The following is a 19,328-nucleotide window of genomic DNA, read 5'->3' as shown; positions in this document are numbered from 1 at the left end:
TTTGCGGTTTTCAGACCGATACGCTCTGCATGAGGGTGTCGCAGGAGAGCGCCTCCTTGCGCCCGCTCAGCTTGACCGCGCCGCGTTCGATTACGAAAAAGCTGTCGCCGAGGTCATGGGCAAAGCTGAAGTACTGCTCGACCAAGACGATGGCCATCTCGCCCTTGTCGCGCAGCCGTTCGATGACCCGGCCGATCTGCTGGATGATGTTGGGCTGGATGCCCTCGGTCGGTTCATCCAGCAACAGCAGCTTAGGCTTGGCGATCAGCGCCCGCGCGATGGCAAGCTGTTGCTGCTGCCCGCCGGAGAGGTCGCCGCCGCGCCGGTGCAGGAAATCCCTGAGGATCGGGAACAGCTCGAAGATCTCGTCGGGCACGAAATGCTCGCTGCGGGGCAGGCAGGCAAAGCCGGTCTCGAGGTTCTCGCGTACCGTCAGCAGCGGAAAGACGTCGCGCCCCTGCGGGACATAGCCGACCCCCTTGCGCGCGAGGACATGGGCCGGCGCCCGCCCCACGGTCTCGCCGTCGAGCATGTAGCTCCCGTCCGAGCGGGGGTGGGTGCCCGAGATCGCCTTCATCAGGCTGGTCTTGCCGACACCATTGGTGCCCATGACGCAGGTGACCTCGCCCACCTTTGCGGTCAGGTCGATTCCGTTCAGGATCTGACTGCCGCCGTAATGCAGCGTCAGCCCCTCGATATGCAGCATGTCAGCGCCCAAGATAGACCTCGATCACGTCTTCGTTTCCCGTCACATGGTCCAGCGACCCCTCGGCCAGCACCGACCCCTCGTGCAGCACCGTGACCTTGCAGTCGAGGCGGCGCACGAATTCCATGTCATGCTCCACCACCACCACGGCGCGGGTTTTGGCTGCCTCTTTCAGCAGGTCGGTGGTGTGTTCGCGCTCGGTCAGTGTCATGCCCGCCGCCGGTTCGTCGACCAGCAGCAGGCGCGGCTCCTGCGCCAGCAGCATACCGATCTCCAGCCATTGTTTCTGGCCGTGGCTCAACTCGCCCGACTTTCGATGCAGGGCGTCGGAGAGGCCGATTTCACCGGCCAGTTCCTCCACCCTTGCCAGGTCTGAGGCTTTCGGCCGGAACAGCAGCACGGCAAAGGGGTTGCGGTCCTTTTTCAGCGCCATCATCAGGTTGTCGGCGACGGTTTGATCCTCGAACACGGTGGGGCGCTGGAACTTGCGCCCGACGCCCATCTGCGCGATCCGGCTTTCCGACAGCGACAGCAGCGACACGCCCTTTTCGCCAAAGGTGACGCTGCCCTCGTCCGGGCGGGTCTTGCCGGTGACGATATCCATGAAGGTGGTCTTGCCCGCGCCGTTCGGTCCGATCACCGCGCGCAACTCGCCCTCGCCGATCCGGAACGACAGGTTGTTGATCGCCTTGAACCCGTCGAAGGAGACGGAGACGCCGGAGACCTCGAGCAGGCTGGTCATTCGTCGGCCTCCTTTTCGCGCAGGGCCCCGGCATCGGGGCCGAGGGCGGCGCCGTGGCGGTCGGGGCTCTTGATATGGCCGATCAGGTCGACCAACCCGCCGATGCCCTTGGGCGCGAACAGGGTGACCGCGACAAAGGACAGCCCCAGCAGCACGGTCCACCAGTCGACCCACTGGATGCGCAGCGGCCCGAGCACGAGGTCGGGCGCCTGTCCGCCGGTGAACCAAGTCGAGAGCAGCGAGACGAAACCCGCGCCGATCACCGCGCCGTAAAGTCGCCCGCGCCCGCCGATGGCGACCCAGACCGCAAGGTAGATCGAGGCGATCGGGGCTACCTCGGCCGGGTTGATGATGCCCGCCTGCGGGTAATACAGCGCCCCGGCGATCCCGGCGATCACGGCGGTCAGGGTAAAGACCACCAGTTTGAACGCCTCGACCGGATAGCCCAGGAACCGCACCCGTGCCTCGTCATCGCGGATGGCGCGCACGACCGAGCTGAACTTGCCCGACACCAGCCAGGCGCAGAACAGGTAACCCGCCCCCAGCGCAAGCGCCGAGGCCCAGAAGAACCACAGCGACACCGTTGCCTGCGGGACGTGATCGAGGCCGGGCAGGTTCTGCAGCCCCGACAAGCCGTTGTTGCCGCGCAAGCCGCTGTCGTTCTGGAACAGGTAAAGCGACAGCGCCAGCGTCATCGCCTGGGTCAGGATCGACAGGTACACCCCGGTCACCCGGCTGCGGAACGCCAGCCAGCCGAACACCAGCGCCAGCAGTCCCGGCACCACCACGACGGCGGCCAGTTGCAGCGGAAGGAATTGGGCAAAGGACCAGATCGGCGGAAACTCCGAGGCGCCGACAACGCCGAAGATCTGGCTGGCGATGCCGTCCGAGATTTCCTGCGCGGTGGGGGGCAGCTCGGCGGCGGTGAGGCTTTCGGCGACGATCTGTCGGGTGCGCTCGTACATCAGCCACATGCCGATGGCATAGCCGCCAAGGCCGAAAAACGCCATGTGCCCCAGCGACAGGATCCCGCAATAGCCCCAGACCAGGTCCATCGCCAGCGCGACAAGGCAGAAACACAGGGTCTTGCCCAGCGTCTTGACGAAACTGGTCGAGATCACGCCCACACCCATGCCCTCGGACAGGAGTGTCACGCCCAGCGTGAACAGCGCCAGCACGACAAGGAACACCAGCACCGAGGGGTGGCGCAGCACCAGCGCGCGGCGGGCGGGGGCGGAGAGGGTCATATCGCTCATCTCATGCCTCCGCCGCACGGCCCTTGAGGGCGATGATGCCCCGGGGACGGAACTGGATGAACAGGATGATGAACAGGATCATGTAGGTCTGCGCCGCCAGCGTGTTCGACGGGTTGAACCATTCGATCCCCTTTTGCATCGTGCCGACCAGCGTGGCGCCGACCAGCGTGCCCCAGATGTTGCCGACGCCGCCGACCACCACGGTCATGAAGCTTTGCACGATGTAATCCTGTCCCATCTCCGAGGTGACCTTGGCGTAAAGCCCGATCGCGACGCCGGCGATCCCGGCGATGCCCGAGCCGAGGCCGAAGGTCAGCATGTTGATCCGGTCCGGGTTGATCCCCATCGAGCCGGCCATGCGCGGGTTCTGGGTGACCGAGCGCACCTCGAGCCCGATCCGCGTGCGGTTCATCACGAAGAGGAACAGCCCGAGGAACAGCAGCGCCAGAACGAAGATCGCGATGCGGATATAGCTGATCGAGACGATGTCGTTGAGTACCAGCGACCCGTCCAGCCATGCGGGCGAGGTCAGCGGACGGGCCTGGGTGCCAAAGATGTTCTTGGCGATCTGTTGCAGGGCGATGGAGATGCCGAAGGTCGCCAGCAGGGTTTCCAGCGGACGGTGACGCAGCCAGCGGATCACCAGACGCTCCATCGCCACCCCGGCGCCGAAGGTCACCGCAAAGGCCACCGGCAGCGCCACGAGGATCGAGATCGTGTAGTCGGGGATGATTTGCTGCACGACATAGCCGGTATAGGCGCCCATCATGATGAATTCGCCATGCGCCATGTTGATCACGCCCATCACGCCAAAGGTGATGGCCAGTCCGATGGCGGCAAGGAAATAGATCGAGGCCAGCGACAGCGCGTCCAGCACCAGATCGGCGGTGCGGTTCAGGTTGACCTTGGTCTCGATGTCCCCGAGCGCGGCCAGCGCCGCGCGGGCCACTGCCGGGGGCGCGCCGGTGAAGCGTTCGAAAAACACGTAAGCGGCCAGCGTGGCGTTGATCTCGTCTTCGCTGGCGGCGGCGGGAGCGTCGCCGGTGGCGACCAGCCTGGCATAGGCGGCGTCGCGATTGGCCTCGGTATCGAGCTGGGCCACCCGGTAGCCGCCGACGGCGCCGTCGCGGATGTTGGCGACAAGGGCCGCGCGCTTGTCCGCGCGGGTCAGGATGGGGGGGGCGATGCCCGCCTCGACCAAAAGCGCATAGGCCTCGGTCCGGGGCAGGGCGGGATCGCCCGGTTTCAGAACGCGGGCGACGTCGTCACCCTGCGGCGCGGTCTCGGCGAGTTCGATCCGGGTCGCAACCAGCGGGTTCAGCGTGGCGCGCACGTCCACCGCCGGATCGCCGGCAAAGCTCTCGATGGCCTTGATGCGGGCGGCGTCATCCTCGTCGAAGCGGATGGTCAGCAGCCGTTCCAGTCGGGCCTTGCGGGCCTTGAGCGCCGGGTCGCCCTCGTTGCCGACAACCTTGCGCAGCGCGGCAAGATGCGAGGCCTCGGGATCGCGTTCGATGGCATCCAGCGCGGTGGCGCGGGTGATCGGGTCGGGATCGCCAAGTTGGAATTGCACCAGCGCCGCGCCGATCATGCCGCGAATGCCGGAGTTGGGCTTGAGCTGTTTGAAGCCCTTGTCGGGGACCGCGCCGATCTCGGTGCCGTCGGCGGGATCGAAGATGCGGATCGTGTCGCGGTCGATCTCTTCGGCCAGCACGAACAGGCCGCTTTTCTTGTCGCGCCACATCTGCTTGGCCTGCCAGCGTTCCAGCACCCGCTGCGCGGCGGGCAGCCCGCTGGCGGCCAGCGCGTCGATGGCCGGGCCGATGGTCTTGCGCGAGCTTTTGGCGATCACCTCGCCATGGGCCTGCAACAATTGCTGGATCGGGGCCTGCGCGTCCTGCGCCAGCGCGGGCGCGGCCAGCAGGAAGGACAGGCAGAAAATCAGCTTCTGAAAGGTCTTGGTCATGCGTCACCCCGGAAAAGGCCGGGGGCACGGCTGCGCCCCCGGTAGGTTTCAGGTGTCACATCAGTAGTTCGACTTGATCTGCACGCAGGACTTGGTCTCGGTGTTGTACATCCCGCAGCCGAGATCCTTCCAATCCGAGATCAGGACCGCCGATTCCGGCAGATAGTCGGTCCAGGCGTCGCCCGGCACTTCGGTGGTCTGGCTGATGATGTCGAACTGTCCGTCGTCCTGGATCTCGCCGATCAGCACCGGCTTGGCGAGGTGGTGGTTCACGCCCATCACGGCGGTGCCGCCGGTCAGGTTGGGGAATTCCTGCCCCCACATCTTTTCGCGCACCGCGTCCACCTCGGTGGTGCCGGCCTCTGTCGCGGCGTTCACCCACATGTTGAAGCCGATGAAATGGGCCTCCATCGGGTCGTTGGTGACGCGCTCCTCGCCCATCTTCGCCTTCCACGCGGCGATGAAGGCGTCGTTGGCCTCGGACTCCGCCGACTGGAAGTAGTTCCACGCCGCCAGGTGGCCGACCAGGTTGGCGGTGTCGAGGCCCGAAAGCTCCTCTTCGCCGACCGAGAAGGCGACCACGGGGATGTCATCGGCCGAGATGCCGGCCGCCGCCAACTCCTTGTAAAAGCCGACGTTGGCGTCACCGTTGATGGTGCTGATCACGCCGACCTTCTTGCCGTCGGCCCCCAGTGCCACCACGTCGGCGACGATCTTGGACCAGTCGGAATGACCGAAGGGGGTGTAGTTGACGAAGATATCCTCTTCGGCGATGCCCTTGGACTTGAGATAGCTTTCGAGGATGTTGTTGGTGGTCCGCGGATAGACGTAATCAGTGCCCAGCAGCGCGAATTTCTCGACCCCGAGCTCGTCGAGGAAATAATCGGTCGCCGGGATCGCCTGCTGGTTCGGCGCGGCGCCGGTGTAGAACACGTTCTTCGAGCTTTCCTCGCCCTCGTATTGCACCGGGTAGAACAGCAGCCCGTTCAACTCCTCGATCACCGGCAGCACCGATTTGCGGCTGACGCTGGTCCAGTTGCCGAACATCACGTCGACCTCGTGCACGGTCAGCAGTTCGCGCGCCTTTTCCGCGAACAGCGGCCAGTCCGAGGCAGGGTCGACCACCACCGCCTCCAACTCGCAGCCCAGCAGACCGCCCTTGGCGTTCTGCTCGTCGATCAGCATCAACATGGTGTCCTTGAGCGTGGTTTCCGAGATCGCCATGGTGCCGGAAAGCGAGTGCAGAACCCCCACCTTGATCGGGCAGTCCTGCGCAAAGGCCGGAAGGCCGGCGGCGGCGATGGCAGCGGCCGCGGTGGTGAGAAGTAGTTTACGTGTCATTAAAAAATGTCCCCTTGTTGAACCCGTTTATGTGGGGCGACCGTGGTCATGACGCCGGATCGGCGGCATGCGTCCCCCCTTGGTATTCTTGTGCACCGATGCGGTGACGCGGCGGCCTGAAGGAGGGGCGCCGGGCACCGCATTGGCACAGTCTTCTGCGTTGCAGCGCCCTTTTGGTGGCATGGGGGTCCGCAAATCCGGGAACGGTTCTTGCAGATTTTCCGGGTACAGTGCGTCGGGGTGGCTAATTTTCAGTCACACAGCGTCGGTCCGCCTGTTTTGTGGGCACATGACGCGCAGTCAATGCGGCGTGAAGAGAGGGCCGCCGCCCGGTATTGCGCGCGGTTTCCCAAGGTTTCGGCCTGTCTTGTGCCGGGGGCGGGCCAGAGATCCCGCGATCAGGCGCCCGCGCGGACCGCCGGGCCGGGCCGTCCGCCCCCTTGACGATGCGGCATCTTCGCGGACCTACTGGGGCGGGTCGGACGACCGGTGCAAAGCGCGCACCGGGACCGCGCCGACCGAACCGACGCGCAACAACGCAGGAGCCGCCCAAAGGTGTCCCAAACGATCAATGCCTTCAACGCGCGGCTCACCGACAGGGTGCGACGGATCTATCCCGACTATGACGCCGATATCGTGGTCAGCCAGATCGTCGAGGCGTTCTGGCCCGAGGGCACCCACCGCCGACAACGCGCCCGCACCCCCAGCAACCGGCTCTGGTCGCAGCAGGACGCGCTGCTGATCACCTATGGAAACTCGATCACCGACGGCAGCCACAAGCCACTGGACCTGCTGCACGACTTTCTCCGCCGTCACCTGTCCGACGTGGTCAGCGGCGTGCATATCCTGCCGTTCTTTCCGCACACCTCGGACGACGGGTTCGCGGTGACCGATTACCGGGCGGTCAATCCGCAACTGGGCGATTGGGCCGACATCGGGCGGATCGCGTCGGAATTCCACCTGATGTCGGACCTGGTGCTCAACCACGTGTCCAGCCAGGGGCCGTGGTTCAACGCCTATCGCCAGCGGCAGGCGCCCTATGACCGGTTCTTTTTCGAGGCCGACCCGAAAGAGGATCTCTCGGCGGTGGTCCGCCCCCGCACCACGCCGCTGTTGCAGGAGGTGGAAACCAAGGACGGGCCGCGCCATGTCTGGTGCACCTTCAGCCACGATCAGGTGGACCTCGATTTCCGCAACCCCGAGGTGCTGCTGGAAATGCTGCGGATCATCCGCCTGCATATCGACGCGGGCGTGCGCATCCTGCGGCTCGATGCGGTGGCCTTCCTGTGGAAGGAGGCGGGCACCTCCTGCATCCACCTGCCGCAGACCCACGCGATCGTGCAACTGATGCGGCTGCTGTGCGATTACGCGGTGGAAACCGTCGTGCTGCTGACCGAGACCAACGTTCCGCGGACCGAGAACCTCAGTTACTTCGGCAACCGGAACGAGGCGCATGCGGTCTACAATTTCCCGCTGCCGCCGCTGATCCTGCACGCAATGCAATCGGGCACCGCGCGCTATCTGCACAAGTGGCAATCGGCGATGCCCCCGGCGCAACTGGGCTGTGCCTATCTCAACTTCACCGCCAGCCATGACGGCATCGGCATGCGCCCGGCCGAGGGGGTGCTGCCGCCCGAGGAAAAGGCGCGGATGATCGACACCGTGCAGCAGGCTGGCGGGCTGGTCTCGATGCGGGCGCTGCCGCAGGGCGGCGAGGAGCCCTATGAGCTGAACTGTTCGCTGTTCGATGCGATGCGTCGAACCTTCGACGGCGAGGACGCGCATCACATCGCGCGGTTTCTGTGTTCGCAGACCATCGTCATGTCGCTCGAGGGGATACCGGCCTTCTACATCCACTCGCTGCTGGCCACGCCCAACGATCACGAGGGCGTCGAGCGGCGCGGCATGAACCGTGCCATCAACCGGCACCGCTGGCATTACCCGGATTTGCTGGCGTTGCTGGACGATCCCACCTCGGAGCAGTCGCACGTGCTGCACGGGATGTCCGAGCGGCTGCGCATCCGCGCCAAACAGCCCGCGTTCCACCCCAACGCCACCCAGTTCACCCTGAGCCTCGATGACAGGTTGTTCGGGGTCTGGCGCCAGAGCCTCGATCGCAGCCAGTCGATCTTTGCCATCCACAACGTCAGCAGCGAGACGGTGCTGTTGAGCCCGCCCCGCATCAACCTGATCGAGGACGACAGCTGGGTCGACCTTCTGACCGGCAAGGAGATCGTCGCGACCGGGCCGGACATCCCCTTTGCGCCCTACCAGTGCCGCTGGATCTCGAACCGCTGAACGGGCAGGGCGCGTGGACGGGCTTCAACCCGCGCCGAACTCCTCGAGATCCGCCGCCGCCGCTCGCCGCATGTCCGGCAGGAACTCCGGGTCGGCCGCGTGGACCCGGTTCCAGGTCGGGATGAACGGGCTTTCGTGCGGGTAGTCGAGAAATATCTGCCCGGCGCGGATGATGTTCTCGGCGAAAAGCTCGATGGACTTCTCTTCCTTGTGGCGGTCCACCGCCAGCCCGTTCATCCGCGCATCGGCATAATAGCCGTCCAGCAGATCCAGCGCGCAGCGGTAATAGGTGGCCTTGAGCGTGCGGAACACGTTCGGGGTGAACACCGTGCCATCGGCGGCCAGCTTGCGGAAGATCGCCTTGCAGATGTCTGTGGACATCCGGCTCAGCCCCCGGTCGGCGTCCTCGGGCGATAGTTCCTGGTGCTTGTGGTCATAGGCATCCGAGATTTCCACCTGGCAGACCGATTGCGGCGCCAGGTTGCGCCAGGCCTCGGACAGCACGCCGATCTCAAGGCCCCAGTCCGAGGGAATGCGCAGGTCGGGCAGGGTGGGGGTGCGCATGGCGAATTCGCCCGACAGCGGGTAGCGGAAGCTGCGGAGGTAATCGAGGTAGTCGCGATCCCCCACCACCCGCTTGAGCGCGATCAGCAGCGGGCTGACCAGCAGCCGCGTCACCCGGCCGTTGAGCTTGCCGTCACCGATGCGCGGGTAATAGCCCTTGGCCATCTGATAGGGGAACGCCGGGTTGGCCACCGGGTAGATCAGCCGCGCCAGCATCTCGCGATCATAGGTGAGGATATCGCAATCGTGCAGCGCCATCACTGAACTGTCGGCGCAGGCGATGAGATAGCCCATGCAGGTCCAGACGTTGCGCCCCTTTCCCGGCTCCTTCGGGGCAAGGCCAAGCGCGTCGAGCCGTTGCAGCAACGCCTGCATGCGCGGGCTGTCGTTCCAGATCACCGTGTGGGTCTGCGGCAGGCGGGCAAAGAACCGCTGCGCGTTGCGGAACTGGTCCTCGTCGGCCTGGTCCAGCCCGATCACGATCCGGTGCAGGTAGGGCACCTGGGTCAGCTCGTCGACGATATGCGCCAGCGCCGGCCCCTCCAACTCGGAATAGAGGCTGGGCAGGATCAGGGTGATCTTGCGGGTCTCGGCATAGGTCGACAGCTCGTATGTCAGATCATCGAGCGAGCGCGTGCGCAGGTTGTGCAGTGTCGTGATGTTTCCGTTCTGGTGGAAATCAGCCATGCCCGATCGGCTCCTTGGTCAGTTTCAAGTCTTGCAGCAGCGCCGAGATCGCCTCGGCCCAGCCCTGTGGTCCCTCGTGCGCGGTGCGGCGGATCCGCCCGCTGTCCTCGCCGGCCAGTGGCGGCAGCGGTGACGAATGGTCATTGCGCACGATCACGCCGTACTCCGCGCGCTCCAGCATCTCGACGTCATTTGGCGCATCCCCCAGCGCGATGGAATGGCGCGGGGCATAGCGGCGCAACAGCGCGTCCATCCGGTCGGCCTTGGTCCCGCCCAGCGACAGGCTGAGGAACCGCCCACCGCGCCGCGCGGTGAGCCCGGCGGCGCTGGCGGCCTCGAGAAACCGGGCCAACCCTTCCTCCGACCCGTTCCAGAGCCCCGGTTCGCTGTACTGCCGCACCTTGGCATCGGCGGCGGCCCCGGTCGCAAGGCCGGTTTCGGCGGCGATCTCTGTCGCGGTCATGTCCCCGAAGCCGCGAAAGCCGCGCGGCAGGGTGGCGAGACGCGCGCGGACCTGCGCGTAGGTGCCCGCGTCGGCATCGCCGGTTTGGCCCGGCTCCAGCAGGCCACCGCCATTCTCGACGATGGCGGGCCAGTCGGCAAACCCGATCGCGGCCCGCAACGGTGCGACCTCGGCGGCGGTCTTGCTGGTGGCCAGGATCACCCCGGCGCCGAGCCGTCGCAATGCGCGCAAACCGGCCTCGGCGGCGGTCCATTTGTAATCGTGGTGGGACAGGAGGGTTCCGTCGAGGTCGGAGAACACCAGCAGGTCAAGTTTCGCGGTCATCGTGTTCCGTACAATTCCAGGGCCGTTTTGTACGCCCGGCCAACGGATGGAAGTTCCGCCGGTTCACCTCCAGAAGACGGTGCCGGTCCGGGATCTGCAATGGCAAAACGCCAATCGGTCGCGGCGGCACCCCGGGGCGCCGGGTGACTGTGCCAGAAAAACCGCGCAGTGGCGAGACGAGCTTTGTCGCAGCCCGCGCGCGGGCCGATCGGGCGTCCTTGTCGGCCTGCCATATTGGGAACGCGGCAGCTGTCCGTTGACATATTTCGAAATTCGGATCTGTTTGAGTAAAAAACAGGCGCCGGGGGTCGGGCGACCATCCGTCCCCTGCGACGGAATTCGCTGTTGGCGCCGCGCCGCGTCGATGGCACACCTGTGCGAGGGTTGGGGCAGGGACACGAAAAGCGCGACATGACGGAAAACAAGACCGCCCTTGCCGGCGCCGAGGTCCCGGTCGGGGACAAGGTCCGGTTCCTGTCCGATCCCGGCATCTACAGCCACGGCCCGGCCGAGGTGGAGATCGTGGAAACCCACATGTCCTGGGTGTTCCTGGCTGGTCCCAAGGTGTTCAAGCTGAAAAAGCCGGTTCACTATGATTTCCTCGATTTCTCGACGCTGGAGAAACGCGCCGTCGCGGTGCGTGACGAGGTGGATCTGAACCGCCGCCTCGCAGCCGAAGTCTACGCCGTGCCGCGCCCGCTGGTGATGGGGCCGGAGGGGCGGCTGTCGCTCGATGCACCGGGCGGGCAGGTGGTGGAGTGGCTGGTGGAAATGCGCCGGCTGCCCGAGGCGCGCAACCTCGAGCGCATGATCGGGGCCGGGGAGCTGACGCCGGCGCATATCGGGCAGGTTGCCGGGGTGTTGCAGGGGTTCTATCGCGCGCTGCCCCCGGCCGAGATCGTGCCGGAGGATTATGCCGCGCAATTCGCCGCCGAGTTCGCAAAGACGCACGCGGTGCTGACCGATCCGGCGCTGGCGCTGGGCGCGCCTGAGCTTGACGCCGCCCTCGACGCCTATGACCGGGCCTACGCCCAGGCGCGTCCGCTTCTGCTGCGACGGGCGGAGGAGGGGCAGGTGGTCGAGGGGCATGGCGATCTGCGGCCCGAGCACGTGTTCCTGACCGACCCGCCGGTGATCATCGACTGCCTCGAGTTCAACCGTGCCCTGCGGCTGGTCGATCCGCTGGACGAGATCGCCTTTCTGGGGATGGAATGCGCCAAGCTGGGGCCGGAGTGGGTGGCCGGCGCGCTCTGTCGTGGTCTTGGCGCCGCGCTGGGCGATCCGCCGCCGGTTCTGGCCGAGTTCTACTGGCGCTACCGGGCGCTGTTGCGGGCGCGGCTGGCGCTGCTGCATCTGGTGGTGCAGCCGGAACGCACCCCGTGGAAGTGGCGCCCGCAGGCGCGGGGCTATGTCGCGCTGTCGTGCCGGCCCGAGTTCATGCGCCCGCCGCCGGAAGGTCGGTGACCGGGCGGTTGCGCTGTAGCCGGTCGATGGCCCGCGCCAGCAGCGGCGCCGCGCTGACGATCTCGACCCTTTGCGCCATCGCTTCGGTCAGCCGGAACGGCGGCACCGTGTCGGTGACGATCCAGCCGGTGATCGCCGGGTCGGCCAGCGCCGCCTCCGCGCCGCCGGTGAACAGCCCGTGCGCGGCCAGCGCCCAGACATCGCGCGCGCCCAGGTCCAGGATCGCCCGCGCCGCGCGGGTCATCGTCCCGCCCGAGGCGATCATGTCGTCGATGATGAGAACCCGCGCGCCGGCCACGTCGCCGGCGATCAGGCTGCCGGTGACGGTGCCGCCGCTGCGCCGTTTTTCCATCAGCGCGAAGCCCACCGGGCGTTGCAGCCGCGCCTCCAGCGCCTCGCGGAACAGCTGCGCCCGCTTGACCCCGCCGGGATCGGGCGAGGCGACGCTGATCGCGCCATCCCCGGCCAGCTCTGCCGCCCGCTCTAGCAGGGCGCCGCGGGTGTCGAGCGCGAGAGTCTCGCAGCGGAACGCGTTCTGGAAGGCCGCGAGGTTATGGCATTCCAGCGTGATCACCCGGTCGGCGCCGACCGCCTCGAAAAGCTGCGCCACGTAGCGCGCGGTCAACGGATCGCGCGGCTTGGTCTGGCGGTCCTTGCGGGCATAGGCGAGGTAGGGAACCACCGCCGTGACCCGGGCGGCACCGTTGGTGCGCAGGGTGGCGATGAAGAACAGCAGCTTGCACAGCCTGTCGTTGGGGCTGTCGTCGGGTCCCCCGTGCAGCCCCTGGATCACGTAGGTATCGGCGCCGCGTACCTCGTCGAGCGGGCGGATCTTGTGTTCGCCGTCCTCGAAACCGCGTTCCTCGAGCGCGGCCAGCGGCTGGCCCAGCTCCGCCGCCACCGCCGCGCCCAGGGACTGTGCCCCCTCCAGCGCGAAAATCCTGCTGTCCATCCTGCCGCTCCTCTTCGGTTGTTGACGAGTCCTGCGCGAACTGCCGCCTTGAGTGTGGCTGATAGCAGCGGGACCGCGCATTGACCTGTGTCAGCCGGGTGGGCGGCGGCTCAACGCCCGGTCCAGACCGGATCGCGTTTCTCGGCAAAGGCGCGGGCGCCTTCGAGCTGGTCGTCGGAGCGGTAGAGGGTCTCGACCGTGGCGAACTGGCTCTTGGTGATGCGGTTCATGGCGTCCTGGAACTTCATGTCCTCGGCCTCGCGCACGATCTCCTTGATCGCGGCGTAGACCAGCGGCGGGCCGGAGGCCAGCAGCGCAGCCAGCTTGCGCGCCTCGGCCATCAGGTCGGCGGCGGGGTAGACATGGTTGATCATGCCCCAGCGCGCGGCCTCTTCGGTGTCGATCCAGCGGCCGGTGAACAGCATCTCCATCGCGATGTGATAGGGGATCCGCTTGGGCAGCTTGACCGTCGCCGCATCCGCCACCGTGCCGGAGCGGATCTCGGGCAGGGCAAAGCTGGCGTGATCGGCGGCCAGGATGATATCGGCCGACAGCGCCAGTTCCAGCCCGCCGCCACAGCAGATCCCGTTGACCGCCGCAATCACCGGCTTGTTCAGCCCGCGCAATTCCTGCAATCCGCCGAAGCCGCCCTTGCCATAGTCGCCGTCGACCGCGTCACCGTCTGCGGCGGCCTTGAGATCCCAGCCGGGGCAAAAGAACTTCTCCCCCGCGCCGGTGACGATGGCGACCCGCAACTCGGGGTCGTCGCGGAAATCGGTGAACACCTCGCCCATGATCTTGCTGGTGGCCAGGTCGATGGCGTTCGCCTTGGGCCGGTCCAGCGTGACCTCGAGCACATGGCCGTCGCGGTGGGTCTTGATGGGGCTGTCAGTCATGGGAGTCTCCGATCCTGATCAGGGCATCCGCCGCGACCGCACCATGCGGGCCACAGAGGAGGGGGTTGATTTCAATCTCATGCGGGTGCGCCGCCTGGACATAGGATTGCACGGCCATGACAGCCGATACGATCGCCTCGATATCCGCTGCCGGCGCGCCGCGATAGCCGCAAAGCAGCCGGAACAGCTTGAGCCGGCCCAGAGCCTCGCGCACCGCCTCGGGCGGGCTGGGCACCAAAAGGCTGACGCTGTCCTCGACCAGCTCGGTCAGGGTGCCGCCGGAGGCAAGGGTCAGAACGTAGCCATGGGCGGGGTCGCGCAGCACCCCGATCAGCAGTTCGGCCACCGTGCCGGTCACCATCTGTTCGACCAGGAACTGTTCGCTCGGCATGGCGCGGGCTGCCTCGGCCACGGCCCCGGCCGAGCGGAGGTTCAGCGCCACCGCGCCGGCCTCGGTCTTGTGCGCGATGCCCTCGCCCTTGAGCACGACGGGAAAGCCGATGCGGGCGGCCGCCGTGGCGGCGGCCTCGGCCCCGGTCGCGCGTTCGGCGGCGGGGATGCGCACCCCGTGGGCGGCCAGCGAGGACTTGGCCTCGGCCTCGCTCAGGGTGGTGCCGGCCTCGCCGGGCCGTGGCAGCAGAAGCGGCATCGGCGCAGGCCGGGCGCGGCCCAGTTCGGCGGCGACGTCCATCGCCTCGACCGCCTCGGACAGGCCCGAGAACGGCACGATGCCCAGTTCGATGATCTGTTGCGCGACCTCCTCGGGCATCAATTCGGCCAGCGAGGCGAGGATCGCCATCGGCCGCCCGCTGATCTTGCCGGCGCGGGCGACGGCGCGGATCACCCGGGTCCAATCCGCGGCCGAGCAGCGGTCGGCGCGGGGAAAGTCCAGCACCACCACCCCGAGCGCGAGGTCGGCGTCCATCATCGCGGCAAAGGTTCGGCCCAGCCCATCCTCGTCGTTCCAGATATAGGTGTGGTAATCCAATGGGTTGGCCAGTGCCACCTTGGGCCCCAGCACGGTGCGCAACGCCTGTCGCTGCCGCTCGCCCAGCGGCGGAAAGACCAGGCCGCTGCCATGCGCGGTGTCGGCGATCAGGCTGGCCTCGCCGCCCGAACAGGACATCGAGGCGATGCGCGGCGAGCTGAGCGGTCCGGTGACGTGCAACAGCTTCAGCGTCTCCAGCAGGCCGGACAGCGAACGCACCCGCCCGATCCCCAGCCGCGCCAGGAGCGCGTCGGCACCGGCGTCGCTGCCGGCGAGCGAGGCAGTGTGCGAGACCGTTGCCGCCCGGGCCTGGTCCGACCGCCCGATCTTGAGCGCAACGATCGGCTTGCCCAGGGTGCGGGCGGCCTCGGCCATCGCTTCGAACCCGCGCAGGTCGTCGATCCCCTCGATATGCAGTCCCAGCGCGGTCACGCGCGGGTCGCGCAGCAGGGCGGCGGCGATCTCCGACAGCCCGGTCTGGGCCTGGTTTCCGGCGGTCACCACATAGGCCAGCGGCAGGCCCCGGTTCTGCATCGTCAGGTTGATCGCGATGTTGGAAGATTGGGTGATCAGCGCCACGCCGCGCTCGACCGGCACCCCGCCATGCTGGTCGGGCCAGAGCGCGGCGCCGTCGAGATAGTTCAGCATCCCGTAGCAATTGGGCCCGAGGATCGTCATGTCGCCGGCCGCCGCCAGCAGCGCCTCCTGCTTGGCATGGCCGTCGCCGGTCTCCTGCTGGGCCTCGCGAAAGCCCGAGGCGAAACAGACCGCGCCGCCCGCGCCGCGCGCCGACAGTTGCCCGACAACCTCGATCGTTGCATCGCGGTTGACGCCGACAAAGGCGGCGTCGGGGGCGTTCGGCAGGCTGTCGATGTCGGCATAGGCGGTCAGCCCGGCCACCGTGTCGCGGCGGGGGTGCACCGGCCAGATCTCGCCGGAAAAGCCGATCTTGCGGCATTGCTCGATGACGTTGGCGCACCAGCCCCCGCCGCCGACAACGGCGATACTGTGGGGCCGCAGCAGTCGGTCCAGCCCGCGCATCACGCCCCCAGCGGGCGCAGGAGGTCGCGGCTGATGATGTGGCGCTGGATCTCGCTGGTGCCGTCCCAGATCCGCTCCACCCGCGCGTCGCGCCAGAACCGTTCGATCGGAAAATCGTCCATCAGGCCCATGCCGCCGTGGATCTGCAGGGTGGCGTCAGTGACCCGCGCCAGCATTTCCGAGGCATAGACCTTGGCACTGGCAATCTCGCGGTTGGCGGGCAGCCCCTGGTCCAGCCGCCAGGCCGACGCCAGCGTCAGCCAGTCGGCGGCGTCGATCTCGGTGATCATGTCGGCGATCTGGAAGCCGACGCCCTGGAACTTGCCGATCGGCTGGCCGAACTGCTTGCGCTCGGCGGCATAGCTCAGCGCATGGTCGAAGCAGCGCCGTGCGCGCCCCACGCAAAAGGCCGCGACCGTCACCCGCGTGGCGTAAAGCCATTCGTTCATCACGTCGAAACCGCCGTCGACCTCGCCCAGCACCTGCGCGTCAGGCAGGCGGCAGTTGTCGAAGTAGAGAATGCAGTTCTTGTAGCCGCGATGGCTGACCGAGCGATAGCCGTCGCGCACCTCGAACCCCGGGGTGCCGCGATCGACAAGGAAGGTGGTGATGCGTTTCTTGGGGCCCTTGGGCGTCTCGTCGACGCCGGTGGCGACGAAGACGATGAAGAAATCCGCGTGATCGGCCCCCGAGATGAAATGCTTGGAGCCGTTCAGCACCCAGTCGCCGCCATCCCGCACCGCCTGGCATTTCATGCCACGCACGTCCGAGCCCGCGTCCGGTTCGGTCATCGCAAGCGCGTCCATCCGCTCGCCCCGCACCGCCGGCAGCAGGTAACGCTCGCGCTGGTCGCCCTTGCAGGCCATCAGGATGTTCTGCGGCCGCCCGAAGAAATGCGTCAGCGCCATCGACCCGCGGCCAAGCTCGCGTTCGACCAGGGTGAAATCCAGGTGCGACAGGCCGGCGCCGCCGACCTCTTCGGGGAAATTGCAGGCATAGAAGCCTAGGTCGATGACCTTCTGCTTGATCGCTTGCCCCAGCTCCTCGGGGACCTGACCGGTACGCTCGACCTCGGCCTCGTGCGGGTAGATCTCGTTCTCGACAAAGCTGCGGACGGTGGAGACGATCATCTCCTGCTCGTCGCTCAAACCGAAATGCATCGCGGGGTCCTCCTGTCGCGTTTCGCGCTCAAGTTAGGGCGCTTGCAGGGCAGGGTTATGCGGAATTAGACTGAAATCATGCGAAAATGGCACATCCAATCGTCAAAACCAGAGGAGATCGCGGTGCTCTTGTTCCCGCGGTTCTCCAACCATTGCCTTGCCAACGCGGTCGAGCCGCTGCGCGCTGCCAACGAGCTGGGCCGCCGGGAGCTGTACCGCTGGAGATTCGTCACTGTCGACGGGGCGCCGGTGGCCTCGTCCAGCGGTTTGCCGGTGCTGCCGGATTGCCGCCTGTCCGACCATGCGGGCGGCGATTATCTGTTCGTGCTGCCCAGTTACGACGTGCAGCGTCACGCCACCCCGCCGGTGCTGCGCGCGCTCAAGGCCGCCGCGCGGCGCTTCGGGGCGGTGGCGGGCATGGACACCGGCAGTTGGCTGATGGCGGCGGCGGGGCTGCTGGACGGGCACCGCGCCACCATCCACCCGAACGAGCTGACCGGGTTCTTCGAGACCTTCGACGCGGTCGAGGCCGAGGAGAGCCGGTTCGTCATGGATCGGCGGATGCTGACCTGCGGCGGGGCGATGACCGCCTTTGACCTGGTGCTGGAGCTGATCGCCCGCGCCCATGGCGAGGCGATGCGCCTCGAGGTGGCCTCGTTCTTCATGTTCGCGCGCGGCGATCCGCCACCGGGGCGGATGGTGCGCAGCACCGGGTCGAAACTGGTCGATGGCTGCATCGCGCTGATGTCGTCCCACCTGGAAGAGCCGCTGTCGATTCCGCAGCTGGCGGCGCGGATGGGGGCGCACCCCAAGACGCTGGCGCGCGCCTTTCACGCCCATCTCGGCGCCGGGCCGCAGGTGGTGTACAAGCGTCTGCGGCTGACGACGGCGCGGCGCTATGCCGAGCAGTCGGGCTATTCAATTGCCGAGATCGCGCTGCGTTGCGGCTACCAGACCCCGGCGGCGATGACCCGCGCCTTTGCGCAGGAGTTCGGCAAGCCGCCCTCGGCGTTTCGGCAGGGCGGATGACGGTGTCGCCGGGGCCGCCGCCCTGCGTGACGGTTAGCGCGGCACTGCGCCGGGCCGGGGGTTACTGCTCGAAATAGGCCTGGGTGCCGCGCGCCTCGACCGCCTCGGCGATGCGGCGCAGCCCGTGGACATAGGCCGCCTCGCGCATCGACAGGTCCATCTCGTTGTGCAGCGCCCAGACCGCCTGGGTTTCGGTCGTCATGGTGGTTTTCAGGTGATCGCGCACCCGCGAGCCGTCCCAGTAGAATCCGGAGCGGTTCTGCACCCATTCCAGGTGCGACACCGTCACGCCGCCGGAATTGGCCAGGATGTCGGGGATGATCACGCAGCCGGCCTCGGTCAGGATGGCGTCGGCCTCGGGGGTGATCGGGCCGTTGGCCATCTCCAGGATGATCGGCGCCCGGATCCGGCCTGCGTTCTCCTCGGTGATCTGGCGCTCCAGCGCGGCGGGCACCAGCACGTCGCAGTCCAGCTCCAGCAGCTCTTCGTTCGAGATCTTGCGGGTCTTGCCGTGGCCCTTGGCGCCGGTGACGCCATGGTTGGAATGCTTGTGCTCCATCACCGCCAGCGGATCGAGCCCGTCGGGATCGTGGATCGCGCCGCTGGAATCGCTGATCGCCACGATCTTGTAGCCGTCCGCGTGCAGCAGCTTGGCACAGTGATAGCCGACGTTGCCGAAGCCCTGGATCGCCACGGTCGCCTTGTCCGGCTCCAGCCCCAGCGAGGATTCCAGGTGCCGCAGTGCCAGGTAGCCGCCGCGCGCGGTGGCGTCGGTGCGCCCGGTTGTGCCGCCGAAGGCGATCGGCTTTCCGGTGATCGCCATCGGCAGCGGCGCGCCGGTGATTGAGGCGTATTCATCCGACATCCAGGCCATGACGATGCCGTTGGTGTACATGTCCGGCGCCATGATGTCGCGGTCCGGCCCGATGAACGAGGCGAAGGCCTCGATATAGGCGCGGCTCAGCCGCTCCAGCTCGGTCGGTGACAGGGTCTTGGTATCGACGCAGACGCCCCCCTTGCCACCGCCAAAGGGCAGGTTGGCCACCGCGCATTTGAACGTCATCCAGAACGACAGCGTCTCCACCTCGTCGAGCGAGACATTGGGGTGAAACCGCACGCCGCCCTTGGTCGGGCCGCGCCGGTCGTTGTAGCGGCAGCGCCAGGCCTTGAACGCCCGGCGGCGGCCATCGTCCATCCGGATCAGCAGGGTGACGGCCAGGGTCTCGCGCGGGAACTGGAGTTCTTCGTAGACATCGGGGTGGATGTTGAGTTTTTCGCAGGCGATGCGCAGGTTCTCGCGCGCGGTCTCGAACATCCCGGCGGGCTGTGCCACCTGTTCGGGTGTCTCTTCGGTTTTCTTGGTCGCCATCGTCCTGCTGCCCCCTCACGAAATACCTGGATGATCCGATGATGTGTTAGGCCAAACGCGCCGCAGGGTCCATTGTGCCGTG

Annotated in this window: 15 protein-coding genes; 3 read left to right on the top strand and 12 right to left on the bottom strand. The window is 67.0% G+C overall.

The genetic code is table 11. From position 1 onward, the window contains the following. Nucleotides 1-10 precede the first annotated feature (10 nt). From urtE to urtA, 5 genes are read right to left on the bottom strand one after another with little or no spacing between them, the layout of a single operon-like run. Nucleotides 11-706, bottom strand: a complete 696-nt coding sequence (urtE, locus tag ABWV23_RS02650) for an urea ABC transporter ATP-binding subunit UrtE (protein ID WP_353344615.1) — start codon at nt 704-706, stop codon at nt 11-13. A gap of 1 nt (nt 707) precedes the next feature. Then, nucleotides 708-1,448 carry an urea ABC transporter ATP-binding protein UrtD gene (urtD, locus tag ABWV23_RS02645; protein ID WP_353344613.1) on the bottom strand — a complete coding sequence of 247 codons (741 nt, stop codon included), beginning with the start codon at nt 1,446-1,448 and terminating at the stop codon, nt 708-710. Then, the gene (urtC, locus tag ABWV23_RS02640; protein WP_353344611.1) at nt 1,445-2,704 is read right to left on the bottom strand and encodes an urea ABC transporter permease subunit UrtC; all 1,260 of its coding nucleotides are present in this window, start codon (nt 2,702-2,704) and stop codon (nt 1,445-1,447) included. Before urtC ends, urtD begins: the two co-directional genes overlap by 4 nt. A gap of 1 nt (nt 2,705) precedes the next feature. Beyond that, entirely contained in the window at nt 2,706-4,670 is a 1,965-nt protein-coding gene (gene urtB / locus ABWV23_RS02635; RefSeq protein ID WP_353344610.1) for an urea ABC transporter permease subunit UrtB, read from the bottom strand. Between the two features lie 60 nt (nt 4,671-4,730). Next, the gene (urtA, locus tag ABWV23_RS02630) at nt 4,731-6,011 is read right to left on the bottom strand and encodes an urea ABC transporter substrate-binding protein (RefSeq protein WP_353344609.1); all 1,281 of its coding nucleotides are present in this window, start codon (nt 6,009-6,011) and stop codon (nt 4,731-4,733) included. A 555-nt stretch (nt 6,012-6,566) separates the two neighbouring features. On the opposite strand from urtA, the gene ABWV23_RS02625 reads away from it, so the two are divergent. Further along, on the top strand, nt 6,567-8,309 hold the full coding sequence (locus ABWV23_RS02625; RefSeq protein ID WP_353344608.1) for a sugar phosphorylase: 1,743 nt from the start codon (nt 6,567-6,569) through the stop codon (nt 8,307-8,309). A gap of 24 nt (nt 8,310-8,333) precedes the next feature. Here ABWV23_RS02625 and ABWV23_RS02620 read toward each other — a convergent pair whose 3' ends face one another. Together ABWV23_RS02620 and ABWV23_RS02615 are read right to left on the bottom strand one after the other, a co-directional pair. Beyond that, complete coding sequence (locus tag ABWV23_RS02620; protein WP_353344607.1) at nt 8,334-9,560, bottom strand: glycosyltransferase family protein; 1,227 nt, start codon at nt 9,558-9,560, stop codon at nt 8,334-8,336. Continuing rightward, nucleotides 9,553-10,347 carry an HAD-IIB family hydrolase gene (locus tag ABWV23_RS02615; protein ID WP_353344606.1) on the bottom strand — a complete coding sequence of 265 codons (795 nt, stop codon included), beginning with the start codon at nt 10,345-10,347 and terminating at the stop codon, nt 9,553-9,555. Before ABWV23_RS02615 ends, ABWV23_RS02620 begins: the two co-directional genes overlap by 8 nt. A gap of 411 nt (nt 10,348-10,758) precedes the next feature. On the opposite strand from ABWV23_RS02615, the gene ABWV23_RS02610 reads away from it, so the two are divergent. After that, nucleotides 10,759-11,811, top strand: coding sequence for a hypothetical protein (locus ABWV23_RS02610; protein ID WP_353344605.1), 1,053 nt, complete (start codon nt 10,759-10,761; stop codon nt 11,809-11,811). Here the strand turns inward: ABWV23_RS02610 and ABWV23_RS02605 are convergent. From ABWV23_RS02605 to ABWV23_RS02590, 4 genes are all read right to left on the bottom strand, one after another. Continuing rightward, nucleotides 11,783-12,763, bottom strand: a complete 981-nt coding sequence (locus tag ABWV23_RS02605; RefSeq protein WP_353344604.1) for a ribose-phosphate diphosphokinase — start codon at nt 12,761-12,763, stop codon at nt 11,783-11,785. The two genes, ABWV23_RS02610 and ABWV23_RS02605, sit on opposite strands and share 29 nt — an antisense overlap. 110 nt (nt 12,764-12,873) lie before the next feature. Next, nucleotides 12,874-13,659: a carnitinyl-CoA dehydratase gene (locus ABWV23_RS02600; RefSeq protein WP_353344603.1), complete on the bottom strand. Its 786-nt coding sequence runs from the start codon at nt 13,657-13,659 to the stop codon at nt 12,874-12,876. Then, nucleotides 13,652-15,688 (bottom strand): acetate--CoA ligase family protein, encoded by a 2,037-nt coding sequence (locus tag ABWV23_RS02595; protein ID WP_353344602.1) that lies wholly within the window; start codon nt 15,686-15,688, stop codon nt 13,652-13,654. The genes ABWV23_RS02600 and ABWV23_RS02595 overlap by 8 nt, the downstream gene beginning before the upstream one ends. Continuing rightward, on the bottom strand, nt 15,688-16,848 hold the full coding sequence (locus tag ABWV23_RS02590) for an acyl-CoA dehydrogenase family protein (RefSeq protein ID WP_353344601.1): 1,161 nt from the start codon (nt 16,846-16,848) through the stop codon (nt 15,688-15,690). Before ABWV23_RS02590 ends, ABWV23_RS02595 begins: the two co-directional genes overlap by 1 nt. Nucleotides 16,849-16,971: 123 nt before the next feature. On the opposite strand from ABWV23_RS02590, the gene ABWV23_RS02585 reads away from it, so the two are divergent. After that, entirely contained in the window at nt 16,972-17,877 is a 906-nt protein-coding gene (locus ABWV23_RS02585) for a GlxA family transcriptional regulator (protein WP_353344600.1), read from the top strand. A 61-nt stretch (nt 17,878-17,938) separates the two neighbouring features. Here ABWV23_RS02585 and ABWV23_RS02580 read toward each other — a convergent pair whose 3' ends face one another. Then, nucleotides 17,939-19,246, bottom strand: coding sequence for a Glu/Leu/Phe/Val family dehydrogenase (locus ABWV23_RS02580; protein ID WP_353344599.1), 1,308 nt, complete (start codon nt 19,244-19,246; stop codon nt 17,939-17,941). Between the last annotated feature and the right edge of the window lie 82 nt (nt 19,247-19,328).

Source organism: Aquicoccus sp. SU-CL01552 (genome assembly GCF_040365005.1).
Taxonomy (GTDB): domain Bacteria; phylum Pseudomonadota; class Alphaproteobacteria; order Rhodobacterales; family Rhodobacteraceae; genus Antarcticimicrobium.
This window is presented reverse-complemented; position numbering and strand designations above follow the sequence as displayed.